This window comes from Streptomyces sp. NBC_00988, from assembly GCF_045162645.1.
Classification (GTDB): domain Bacteria; phylum Actinomycetota; class Actinomycetes; order Streptomycetales; family Streptomycetaceae; genus Streptomyces.
The window spans coordinates 12,242,512-12,255,375 of record NZ_CP108730.1 but is presented as its reverse complement, the minus strand read 5'-3'; the positions used below and the strand labels follow the sequence as shown (position 1 = coordinate 12,255,375).

Sequence of the window (12,864 nt, the reverse complement as noted above, 5' to 3'; positions counted from 1 at the left end):
GCCGCTAGTCGCTTCCCCGGGCCGTGCGGCGCCGCTGCTGGTGCTGACGGCGCCGCTGCATGTTGGCTCTGCGGTCCTCCAGGGCCATGGCCCTCTGAGGCGTCGACTCCTTGGGCGGCGTCTGGTCGAGGCCGGCCAGGTGCGCCACGGTGAGCCCCTCGTACAGATCGCCGAGTGTGATGGTCGTCCCCAGCCGGGAGTTGACCGTACTTACCAGCTGGATGGCCACCAGCGAATTGCCGCCGAGGTCGAAGAAGCTGTCCTGAATCCCGACCTTCTCGATGCCCAGCAGGTCCTGCCACACCTCACACACGGTGCGCTCGGCATCGTTACGTGGGGCGACGAACTCGGTGAGGATGTCCGGCCGTTGGTGCGACTGCTCGGTGCGCTCGACGATCACTTCGGTGTCCAGGGAGACCGCGTCCGCGAACACGGCCGACAGTTCGGCGGGAGACACTACGATCTGCGCCTCCGAGGCGCTCGCCAGGATCGCATCGAGTGCGCGCAACCCTTCTGCCGTTGACATACCACGCTGTTTCACCTGCTCCGCGGTGGCCGAACCGGCCGCGTCGGCCGCCATGCCGACGTCCCTCCAGGGGCCCCAGTCGATGGTGATCACACGGTGGCGTCGTCCGCGATCGTGGGCGAAAGCGTCGAGGAAGCAGTTCGCGGCGCAGTAGTCGACCTGACCCACGCTGCCGATGTTCGCCCCGTTGGAACCGAACAGCACCAGAAAGTCCAGGTCCTGTTCGGCGAGGGCCTCTTCGAGGACCAATGTTCCGCGCACCTTGGGGCGGAGTACCTCGGCGGCCGCCGACAAGTCCGTCAGTTGGATGAGGCCGCCCCCCGGCACACCGGCCGTGTGGAATGCTCCGTGGACAGCGCCCCAGCGCTCGGTGGTACGCCGCACGGCCTCCCGCATGGCCTCCAGGTCGCTGACATCAGCCTGCAGCACGAGCAGTTGCGCACCCGCGTCCCGCAGCCGCGCCAGCTCGCGCACGACGTGGGTGACACCCCCATCGCCCGGGTTGCGAGCGAGCCATGTGTCCCATTCCGCAGCAGGCGGCAGCGGGGTGCGGGCCGTGAGCACGATACGCGCGCCTGCGGCGGCGAGATGGCCCGCAAGAGCGAGCGCCAGGCCGCCCGTGCCGCCGGTGACGAGGTAGGTGCCACCCTCACGAATCACGGGCGCCCGCTCCGCCCTGTCGTGCACCGGAAGCGGCTGCGGGAGGTAGTGCTGGATCCAGCGGTGGCCGCCGCGGTGGGCCACCGTCTCCGACCCCTTTCCCGACTCGGTCGCCAACTCCGCCATGAGGCGGGTCAGTTGGGCTCCAGTGGGAGCCGCACGACAGTCGAGGTCCACACTGCGGCACACCGTGTCGGGCAGCTCGCGGGGCAGGACCCGGGTCGGGCCGAGGAGGGTGGCCTTCAGGGGCGAGAGCGGCTCGGTGCCGACGATGTCGTGCAGGCCGTTGCTGAGTACCCAGACATGGCGCGCCACGGGCTGCGCGTGCTGTGTCAGGGCCTGCGCCAGATGGATCAGACTCTCGAAACCGAGCTGCAGCCCTGCCTTCTCGCTTGCTGCCTGCGCACCGCCGGTGTCCTCGTCGTCCGCGGTGACATTCCAGGCGTGCACGATCCGCGAGGGCACACCCGACGGGCCGTCCCGCAGAGCGGTGATCAACCGGCCGTAGTCGGTGCCGACGGACGGGTCGATGGTGAAGCGGCCGTCCGGTGCCTCGGACCAGGCGCCGGCCGCCGCGACCACGCTCACTGCGGCACCCGTCAGACGCAGCCGCTCCGCCACCGCGTCGCCGACGCCCAGAGTGTCAGCGAAGACCAGCCAGTGCTGGGTGCGGTCGGGCTGCTTCCCAGCGGGGAGTGCGGCCCGTTGCCAGGAGGGAGAGTAGAACCAGTCCGTGAGGGAATCGCGGCGCGAGACACCAGGGGCGGTGGCCGGGGCGGTCTGGGGGTCGAGCCAGTAGCGCTTGCGCTGGAAGGGGTAGGTCGGGAGCGGGATGCGACGGCGTTGCTGGTGGGCGAAGTAGGCTGTCCAGTCAGGTGAGTTGCCGGTGAGCCAGACACCTGCGAGGGCACGCTGCACGCTCTCCGTGGCGCTGCGATGGTCACGCTGGTGGGGCAGCGAGGCGAAGGTGGTGGCCTTCAGACCCGCGCTGGTGACGATGCGCCGGGCCAGACTAGCCAGGGTCTTTCCGGGGCCGACTTCGAGCAGCACGGTGTGCGGCTCGGCAGCAGACGTGACGACGCCCGCCGCGAACTCGACCGTGGCGAGGATGTGCCGACCCCAGTACTGGGGGTCGCGGGCCTGCTCATTGCTGATCCACCGGCCAGAGAGGTTCGAGATGAACGGTGTGTCGGGGTCATGCCGTTCGGTGGTGGCGACGGCCGCGGTGAACTCGTCGACCATCGGGCTCATGAGCGAGGAGTGAAAGGCATGTCCGGTGGCGACGGGCTGGGTGGCCCAGCCCTTTTCCGCCGCGATCCGGCCGAACTCCTCGACGGCCTGGTGCGGGCCGGCCACGACGCAGTCGCGCGGGCCGTTGTGCACGGCGAGCGAGAGATCAGCGCTGAGGACGGTTTCGACCGCTGCACGGTCGGCCATGACGTTGAGCATGGCACCCGGGGTCTGCGCCTGCATGAGGCGGCCGCGCAGGGCCACCAGTCGCAGGGCGTCGGGCAGAGAGAAGACGCCCGCGATGCAGGCAGCGACCCATTCACCGAGGCTGTGGCCGAGCATGGCAGTGGGCACGACGCCCCAGGAGCGCCAGAGTTGGGCCAGCGCGTACTCGACGACGAAGAGGGCGGGCTGGGCCCACTTGGTCTCGCTCAGCCGCGCGTCCTCCGTGAACATGACGTCTCGGACATCGCTGCCGAGGACGGCCAGCAGCAGTTCGGCGCAGTGGTCGACGGTGGCACGGAAGTGGGGTTCCTGGTCGTAGAGGTCCTTCGCCATCCCTGTGTGCTGAGAGCCCTGGCCGGTGAAGAGGAAGACGAGCGGGCCGCCCTCCTGCACCGCGAGGGTGGTCGTGACGTGGGCCGGATCGCGGGTCTCCAGGGCCTCCGCGACGGCTGCCGTGTCGGCTCCGGTAACAGCGCGTCGGTGCGGAAAGGCACGACGTCCGGTGGCGAGGGTGTGGGCGGCGTCGACGAGCTGAGGCCGGTCCCGGCGCAGGGCCTGGGCCAGCCGGTCGGTGGCTGCTTCCAGTGCCTCTGCGGTGCGGGCGGACACTACCAGCGTCTCGGTGGGGCGCGAGCTCGCAGAGGCAGGCCCGGACGCGGGCGCCTCTTCGAGGACGATGTGAGCGTTGGTGCCACCGAAACCGAAGGCGCTGACCCCTGCGCGACGCACCCGGTCGGTGCGAGGCCAGTCGGCGAGGGTGGACTGGACGCGGAAAGGTCCGCCCGCGAAGTCGATGGCCGGGTTGCCCCGCTTGAAGTTCAGCGAAGGCGGCAGAGCCTCGTGTTCCAGGGCGAGCGTTGTCTTGATCAGCCCGGCGATGCCCGAAGCGGCGTCGAGATGCCCGATGTTGCCCTTGATGGAGCCGAGCGCGCACGATCCCGTGGTGCCGAAGGCCTGGGCCAGCGCCTGCACCTCGATGGGGTCACCCAGTGCGGTGCCGGTGCCATGGGTCTCTATGTAGTCGATGTCAACGGGGGCGAGCCCCGCATCGGTCAGCGCCGCGGCGACGGCCGCGGCCTGGCCGGTCACGCTGGGGGCGGTGAACCCGACCTTCACCGCCCCGTCGTTGTTCACGGCGGAGCCCTTGATCACCGCGTGGACGGTGTCGCCGTCGGCCAGCGCGTCAGCCATCCGCTTCAGCACCACGGCGCCCACCCCCGTCCCGAAGACGGTCCCCTGGGCTTCTGCGTCGAACGGGCGGACGTGCCCGTCAGGGGAGACGAAGGAGCCCTCCTGGTGCAGATAGCCGGTTCCCGGCTCCGGATCGACATGGACGCCGCCCGACAGGGCCATGTCGCAATCCCCGGCGCGCAGGCTCCGGCACGCCGTGTGCACGGCGACCAAGCCTGTCGAGCAGGCGGTGCGCAGCGAGATGGCCGGGCCCTTCAGGTCCAGCTTGTACGCGACCCGGGAGGCCAGGAACCCGACTTCGTTCGCGACCAGGACCTGGGTCCGGCCCACGGTGTCCACGATCTGCTGGTGCGAATAGATGTGCTGGACATAGCGGTTGGTACCCGCGCCGGCGAAGACGCCGATACGCCCCGGGTAACGGGCTGCATCGTGCCCCGCGTGCTCCAGCGCCTCCCAAGCCGTTTCCAGGAGCAGTCGGTGCTGCGGGTCCATCAGTTCGGCTTCACGGGCCGTGTAGCCGAAGAATTCGGCGTCGAACTGATCGCTTCCGGCGAACCGTGGAGTGGCCTTGACGTAGTTCTCCCGGCCGAAGACCTCCGGAGCCACGCCTGCCGCCGTCAACTCCTCGTCGCTCAGGGCGACAACGGACTCGACGCCGTCGCGCAGGTTCGCCCAGAACTCGTCCAGATCTCCTGCGCCGGGGAAGCGCCCGGCCATGCCGACGATCGCGATGTCGCCGTCGTCGGCGCTCACTGCGCCGCCCGGAGACTGTCGATGAGACCACCGAGGGTACGGACCGTGGGGCCCTCGTAGACGATGGTCAGCGGCACGGACACACCGGCCTCCTGCCGCAGGCGGTGCACCACTTGAAGGCCGAGCAGCGAACTGCCGCCCAGTTCGAAGAAGTTGTCGTGCACGCCCACGCTCTCCAATCCGAGTAGTTCCTGCCAGATGCCCGCGACCTCGTGTTCGGTCTCCCCGCTCGGAGCGACGTAGGGGTTGCGCAGATTGGGTCGTTCATGCCGCTGGGCGGGCGGCGGCACGTCCGCGACCGGGTCCGACCAGACCGCCTGACGGTGACTCACGTCGCCTGTGGATATGACCAGTTGGGGCTGCGGTACGGAGTTGAGGATCCGGTCGACCACCTGACGGCCTTCCTTCGGCGTCAGCGCCAGCTCCCGTACGGCGGCACCGAGGTCGGAGGTGGCGCGATCCCCTGCCGCGAAGTACCAGGCCTCCCAGTTGACGCTGGTCCACGGCACTTCGGCACAGTGGTTGCGCTGGGCGAAGGCGTCGAGGGCGGCGTTCGCGGCGGCGTAGGCACCGAAGCCGAGGCCCCCCAGGAGGGAGGCGATGGAGGAGGCGAGGACCGCGAAGTCCAGCTGCTGGTCGGCCAGGATCTCGTGCAGGACCTGGGTCCCGTAGAGCTTCGGGCCGAAGTGCCAGCCGGCTGCCTCCGAATCGAGGACGGACACCTCCCGGTGAGCGGCCGGTCCCGTGGTACCGGCGCAGTGCAGTACGCCGTCGACCGGTCCGAACTCTCGCAGGACGCGTTCCTTCAGCGCGAGCATGGCCGCGCGGTCCGCGACGTCGGTGGCGGTGACCAGCACCCTCGAACCGAGGGCTTCGAGCTCCCGGACGGCCTCGATCACCGACCGGGTGGCTTCAGGGTGCTGCGCATCGTCCCAGGTCTGACGGGACGGCAGTCCTGTGCGCCCGAGCAGGACCAGCGCCACCCGCTGTTGCTCGGCAAGGGCCCGGGCCATCAGCAGGCCGATCTTCCCGAGACCGCCGGTGATCAGATACACACCGTTCTCCTTGACCGGAGAGGCCGTGCGCACCGGGGGTGTGCTGGCCACATAAGTGGGGGCCCAGCGATGGTGTCCGCGCAGAGCGACAGTGCGCTCACCGACCGGCGCGGCAAGTTCGGCGAGGAGCCGGTCGACCGTCCCCTGTTCGCTGTGCGGGCCGTCGAGGCGCAGGTCGAAGTGGGCACAGCTGAGGGAGGGATACTCCTGTCCAAGGACCTTGCACAGGCCCTGGACCGTGGCCTTGGGCGGGCACAACGGCTCGTCTCCGTGGACCGTGTAGACCTCACTGGACACGACGTCCCAGCGCTGCGGCCTGGTCATGAGTTCGGACTCGGTGGCCTGGGCCCAGTGCACGAGGCTGTCGAACGAGCGGTACACCAGAGCCCGGACATCCTCCGGCGCTGTCGCGTGAGCGGAGTCGTCCCCCACACTCCAGCAGTGCACCACGCGATCGGGCAGTGCGTCTTCGGCCCGCAGTGCCGCGGCCAGTTCGGTGAAATGGGCGGCCTGGGCCGGGTCGAGTACGAACTCGCGTGCGCTCTTACGACTCCATGCGCTTCCCTCGCTCCCCGCCGACACGGTGCACACGGAGGCGCCGACCTCCTCGAGACGCTCGGCGAGTCGATAACCGACCCCGGTGTCGTCCGCGAAGACCAGCCAGCGGTGGTCCGCGAGATCTGCGGCGCCAGGCGCGGAGGCTGCGAGGCGTCGCCAGGAGGGTGCGTAGAACCAGTCCGGCAGTGAACCGCGCCGCTGCTGCACAGCACCATCGACGACCGGAGCGGTGCCGGGCTCGAGCCAGTAGGTACGCCGCTCGAACGGGTAGCCGGGAAGCGGCGTCCGCCTGCTGCCGGCGGGCGCGTCCGGGAAGGGGTTCTCCCGACCGGCCAGCCAGAGACGCCCTGCCGCCGACAGCATCGAGTTCCGGTCGCTCTGGCCGAGGAAGGGGCCCGGCAAGGAGGGGACAACGACGCGGTCGGTGCCGACGGCTGCCGGGTGCTGCAGGGCGTCCGTGGTCAGAGTCGGCGCGGGACCGATCTCGATGATCGCGAGGTCGGGAACGGACCACAGGGTGCTCATGCCGTCCGCGAAGCGCACGGTGTGACGGACGTGCCGGGCCCAGTAGTCGGGGCTGGTGGCCTCGTCGGCGGTGATCCAGGTGCCGGTCAGGTTGGAGACGAAGGGCGTCGAGGGCGGGTTGAGCCGGACCGAGCCGACCAGCTCGGCATAGCTCTCGACGACCGGGTCCATCATCGGGGAGTGGAAGGCGAAACGGGAGGTCAGCCGACGGCTGACGACACCGGCCTCCAAGAGGTCCCGGGCGACGCGCTCGATGCCGTCGACGGTGCCGGAGAGCACACAGGTCCGCTGACCGTTGACAGCGGCGACGCAAACGCCGTCAGCCATGTGGCGGGCGGCGTCTTCCTCGGACAGCGGCACCGCGAGCATCGCGCCGCCGCCCTGCTCCTCGATCAGGCGCGCGCGCTCCACTACGAGACGCAACGCGTCCGGGAGCGAGAACACCCCGGCCACGCAGGCAGCGACGTACTCCCCCAGGCTGTGGCCGATCATCACCTCCGGCCGCACTCTCCAGGAGTCCCAGAGACGCACCAGCGCGTACTCCAGGGCGAACACCGCGGGATAGCCGAGGAGCGGCTGGTCCAGCGGGTGCTTGCTCGGCTCCGGCTGCTGCAGGAGCCTGCGCATGTCGAATGACTGTGGGACGTCGGGCTGCGCGCGCTCGTCGGCGGTGAGCATCACGGGGCGGATGTCCTCGCCCAGGAGCGGCCGCAGCAGTTCCGCGCACTCGTCCAGCGCGGCGGCGAAGACGGGTTCCTGGGCGTAGAGCCCGCGCGCCATGCCGGGGAACTGGGTACCGAAGCCGGTGAACATGAAGGCCACCGAGCGGCGTGCCGCCTCGGGTGCGGACGCGGTGAGCAGCCGCCCGTCTTCCCGTGCGTCCAGGGCACGCAGCGCGTCCTCGGTGCTGGAACAGACCAGCATGCGCCGGTACTCGAAGGACCGCCTGCCCTGCTGGAGGGTGAAAGCGGCGTCGGACAACGGGGGTTCGGAGTGTGCGCGCAGATGGTCCTGGAGTCGGTCGGTCGCCGCCTCCAGGGCCTCGGGGCTCTTGGCCGAGAGCACCAGAAGCTGCTCCTCGGGAGTGCTCTCGTCCCGGCGCGCGAGGTTCGGCGCCTGTTCCAGGATGACGTGGGCGTTGGTGCCGCCGAGTCCGAAGGAGCTGACGCCGGCGCGGCGCGGGCCCTCCTCGTCGGGCCAGGGCGACAGCTCGGTGTTGAGGTAGAACGGGCTGCCGTCCAGCGCGATACGGGGGTTGGGCCGCTCGAAGTGCAGGCTCGGTGGCAGTTGGCCGTGCTCCACCGCGAGCACGGTCTTGATCAGTCCGGCCACTCCCGCGGCGGAGTCCAGGTGGCCGATGTTCGTCTTGACCGACCCGAGGGCGCAACTGCGGGCGCCGACACCGGAGTAGGCCGAGACGAGGGCGGAGAACTCGATCGGGTCGCCGAGGATGGTGGCCGTGCCGTGCAGCTCGACGTAGCGGATGGTGTCCGGCGTGACGTCCGCGTTGGCCATCGCGGTGGAGATGGCGGCGGCCTGGCCGGCCGCGTTGGGGGCACTGAAACCGGCACGCTGGGAACCGTCGTTGTTCAGCGCGGATCCCTTGATGACCGCGTGGATGTGGTCGTTGTCGGTGATGGCGTCCTTGAGCCGCTTGAGTACCACCATCCCGACGCCGTTGCCGCCCACGGTCCCTTGGGCGCGGCTGTCGAAGGTACGGCAGCGGCCGTCCGGGGAGAAGATCCCGTCCGGCCGGTAGGTGTAGCCGTTGCTCCGTGTCTGGTCGACCGCGACACCTCCGGCCAGTGCGGTGTCGCACTGGTAGGCGAGCAGCGCCTGGCATGCCTCGACCACCGCGACCAGGGAAGTGGAGCAGGCCGACTGGATGTTCACGGCCGGGCCCTGCAGGCCGAGCTTGTACGCCACCCGGCTGCCGAGGAAGTCGGGCCGGTTGCCGATCACCGTCTGCTTGTCGGCGAGGATCTGCGCGGCTCCGGGCTGCGTGGCGATGTTGTGCAGCAAGTAGGTGTTGTTGCCCGCTCCCGCGTAGACACCGATGAGGCCGTCGTAGCGCTCGGCGTCGTGTCCGGAGCTCTCCAGCGCGGTCCATGCGCATTCGAGGAGCACGCGGTGCTGCGGATCCATGAGTTCGGCCTCACGCGGCGAGTAGCCGAAGAAGGCCGCGTCGAACTTGTCGCTGTCCTTGAGCGGGTAGTGCACGCGGACGAAGTCAGGATCGGCCAGGGTGGCCGCGTCCACGCCGCGGGCGGCGAGTTCCTCGTCCTCGAAGTGGGTGGCGGAGCAGACACCGGCCTTGAGGTTGCTCCAGTACTCCTCGATCGAGTCGGCTCCCGGGAAGCGGCCGGCCATGCCGATGACAGCGATGTCCAGGCTGTCCTCGTACGTGGCAGCGACGTCGGCCGGGTCGAGGCTCCCGGATTCACCGGCCGGATGGAGCGCCGGGTCGGGGAACGACTCGCTCATGGTGACCTCACTTCGTTTGCAGTTTCTATTGCGCACTACGCACACAGACCTACGGCGGGCATCGCGTTCGTACGACATGGGAAGGGCGGTCCGCCGGGGGCCTTGGATACGGGGAGGCGTCGATCCACCCTCGACGAGAACGGTTGCCGCTCAGTTGGGCGTGGGCGACGCAGACTCCGTGGTCTGCAGAGGGTGCGGACGGAGTCGCCGACCCACCGACGTGTCGCCGCAGGAGCGCGATCCCGAGACGAAGGCAGAGGCGAAAGGGCCTCGGACACGGCCGCGGGTATGAAAAATCCGTACGGAACCAAGCATCCGTACGGAACAACGTCGCATACCCACAGTGCACCAACGTGAGGTGCCTATTCTTAAGACTTGCGTATCCGTTGTCAACGGCCGTTTTTTCGGGGAACTGCCGGGTCAGCGGGGTGGCGGACGCCCCTGTCCGTCATTTTTCGGGACGGCCCCGCCGCGCCCTCAACTGCTGCTGACGGCGCTTCATCAGAGCATTCTGCTGAACACCCGCGCCCTTCGCGGTCCGCGACCCCGCAGAGCCCGCAGCCGTCGCGGCCCGCGCGATCGCGTTCTCCCCCTCACCGAGGAAGTCGGCCTGGGACCGCACCGTGGTGTGTCGGAACAGATCGAGCAACTCGATGTCCCGCCCGCTGATCGCCCGCAGCTTGTGCTGGAGAGCCACCAGGAGCAGGGAGTGCCCACCGATGTCGAAGAAGTTCTGCTCCATGCCCACGGATGCACCGGGCAGCAGCTCCGTCCAGATCTCGGCGACCAGACGCTCCAGTTCGTTTTGCGGTGGCAACGACGGCCGGCCCGGTCCGGCCACCGGGGCGGGCAACGCGCTGCGGTCGACCTTCCCGTGTGCGGAGAGCGGCAGTTCGTCGAGGACCATCACGGCCTGCGGGATCATGTGTGGGGAAAGACGCTCGCGCAGATGCCGCTCCAGGTCTTGGGCATCGAAGGTTCCCGGTGTCCGCGGTGCGACGTAGGCCACCACGCGCCGGTCGCCCGGAACGTCTTCACGGACGACGGCCACCGCGCCGCTGACCTCGCCGTGTCCGTTGAGCGCCACCTCGATCTCTCCGAGAGCGACCCGGAAGCCACGCACCTTCACCTGGTCGTCACGGCGCCCGAGGAACTCGATGGAACCGTCGTCGAGGCGCCGTACGACGTCGCCCGTGCGATACAGGCGCTCGCCGGAACTGTCGCTCAGGGAGTCCGGGACGAAAGCAGCCGCGGTGAGATCCTGCCGCCCGTGGTACCCACGGGCGAGGTTGGCACCGCCGATGAGCAGCTCACCCGTGACCCCGACGGGCACCTCCCGCCCGGCCCCGTCGACGACGTGGGCGCGGGTCCCCGGCAGCGGAACGCCGAGCGGTGTGATGCCCCACTGCGCGTGAGGGTGGTCGGCGACGGCGAGCGTCAGTACGCCCACCGTCGTCTCGGTGGGTCCGTAGTGGTTGATGATCCTGCACTGCGGGGCGAGCTCCTGAAGGGACCTCATCCAACGCCAGTCCGACGCCTCACCACCGATGATCAGATATTGGCCGGGCAGCAGATCGGCGAAGCGGGGCGAGGCCTGCAGGGCACGGAGGTGGGAGGGCGCGATCTTCAGGACGTCCACGCCGTGCGTCTGGACCCAGTCGGCCAGCTTCGTCGCGTCGAGGGCACACTCTCGAGACACCACATGCACCTCGCCGCCGGTGCACAGCGGCGGTACCAGCGCCGTGACGCTGGAGTCCACGGTGAGCGGCTGCACCATGGCGTAACGCAGCGGACCATCGATCCCGAGGCGCTGCAGTACGGAGTAGACGTAGCTCACCAGCTGCCGGTTCTCCACGACGACGCCCTTGGGCGTGCCCGTGGATCCAGAGGTGTAGAGCAGATAGGCGGCGTTCGACGCGGCGGATGCCGGTGTGGGCACGTTCTCCATGGGCCTGCCCGCGAGAACCGTCCAGTTCTTGTCCAGCTCGATGACTCGGTGTTCTGGCAGCTCCATGGATCCGGAGGTCACCACGACCTTGACCCGGGCATCGCGCAGGATGCCCGCCCTGCGTTCGGCGGGGTCGCGCGGGTCCACGGGTACGTAGGCTCCGCCTGCCTTGAGCACGCCCAGGACCGCCACGACCAGCTCGACGCTGCGGTCCATGCAGATTCCGGTGGTCACCTCGGGGCCGACACCGGACTCCCGCAGCAGGTCGGCCATTTGATTGGCGAGACGATTCAGCTCGCCGTAAGTGAGGGATGCCTGCGCCGATCGCACCGCGATCGCGTCGGGCGTCTTGTCGACCTGGGCCTCGAAGAGCTGGTGGAAGGTTCCTTCCGGCACGTAGGCCGCGTCTCCGTTGCGTGCGGCGATCATGTCCCGCTCCGGCACAGTGAGCAACGGCAGCTCCGCCAGGGGCCGGTCGGGTGCGGCGAGCGCGCCGGCCATGAGCGTGCGGTAGTGATCCAGGATGCGCCGGGCCGACGGGGTGTCGAGAACATCGGTGGCGTGACAGAGCCGAACGGTCAGCCGGTCTCCGTCTCGGGTGAAGTCCAGGGCCAGGTCTCCGAACGCCGCGCCGCTGTGCACGGGCATGAACTCCGCGCCGAGATCGGCCGTTTCACTCAGTCGCGGGGCTTCGCGGAACGAGAATCCAGGCCGCCCGAGCAGAGCGACGGGTGACTCCGGTGCCCCTCTGCCCGCCCCGCTTTCCAGGGCACGCCGCGCGGTGCTGAGCAGTGTGTTGAACGACTCCTCCCCCGTGACCTCGAATCGTACGACGACGGCGGCGGTCTCGTGCGGGCCCGCCGCGCCCCCGTCCGCCGGACGCGCCGAGGCCTCGGTGACGACGACGATGTCCTGCTGGCCGCTGTAGCGGTGCAGCAGAACCGCATAGAGGGCGAACAGCACGGTGCGCAGGTTCGCTCCGTCGGCGGCGCCCAGCGCCGTCAGCGCGTCCACGGTCGCGGCAGGCACGTCGAACGGCAGGGCCTCGGCCGCAAGGCTGCGACGCTCCGGACGGGCGCGGTCCAGCGGCAGTTCCGGTACCGGCGGCAGGTCACGGGGCGCCGCTGCCGCATCGTGCTCCGCTGAACCCGGCACGAGCGCAACGGTGGGCGTAAGCGCACGATCCGGCGCACCGTACGCCGCGACCGCACGTGCGAGCAGCGCCCCGACGGACGCGTGGTCGCCGGCGGCGCGGTGCACAACGACCACCAGGGTGTGGTCCTGAGCGGCGGCCCGGATGAGGACGGCCCGTGCGACGGGGCCGTCGGCCAGGTCGAACGGCGCTCGTGCGGCCTCGGCGACCAGTTCCTCGGTCCGCCGCGTCCGCTCGTCGGAGTCAAGACCGCTCACGTCGTGCAGGGTCAGCGGGAGCCATGGCTGTGTGCTCACGGTTGGCGCCGGCACGCCGTCGATGACGGTGAAGCACTCGCCCAGTGCCGGGTCGGCTGCCGCGGCGCTCCGCACGGCGTCCCGCAGCGCGGTCTCATCCAGCGCGCCGGTCAAACGGACCGCCATCGGTACGTGCACGAGCGGGCTCCCGGGCGCCAGCAGGCCGAGCAACCAGGCCTGTTGACGAGCGGGTGAGAGGGGTGACGGCTTCCGCGTGGAAGGGTGTGTCATGGAGACTGCCTCGAGGATCGTGGTGAAGA

3 protein-coding genes are annotated in these 12,864 nt (G+C 69.7%); all 3 read right to left on the bottom strand.

Translation table 11 applies throughout. The annotated features are described in order from the left end of the window. Positions 1–4 precede the first annotated feature (4 nt). Positions 5–4,585, bottom strand: coding sequence for an SDR family NAD(P)-dependent oxidoreductase (locus tag OG496_RS54975; protein WP_405976479.1), 4,581 nt, complete (start codon positions 4,583–4,585; stop codon positions 5–7). Next, a complete protein-coding gene (locus tag OG496_RS54970; RefSeq protein ID WP_405976478.1) occupies positions 4,582–9,207 on the bottom strand; it encodes an SDR family NAD(P)-dependent oxidoreductase in 4,626 nt (1,541 codons plus the stop codon). Before OG496_RS54970 ends, OG496_RS54975 begins: the two co-directional genes overlap by 4 nt. A gap of 448 nt (positions 9,208–9,655) precedes the next feature. Then, positions 9,656–12,835 carry a non-ribosomal peptide synthetase gene (locus tag OG496_RS54965; protein WP_405976477.1) on the bottom strand — a complete coding sequence of 1,060 codons (3,180 nt, stop codon included), beginning with the start codon at positions 12,833–12,835 and terminating at the stop codon, positions 9,656–9,658. Positions 12,836–12,864 lie beyond the last annotated feature (29 nt).

Bases quoted from the DNA above. Each gene is read 5' to 3' on its own strand.
- OG496_RS54970 (WP_405976478.1), bottom strand. From the start codon at position 9,207: ATGAGCGAGTCGTTCCCCGACCCGGCGCTCCATCCGGCCGGTGAATCC.
- OG496_RS54965 (WP_405976477.1), bottom strand. From the start codon at position 12,835: ATGACACACCCTTCCACGCGGAAGCCGTCACCCCTCTCACCCGCTCGT.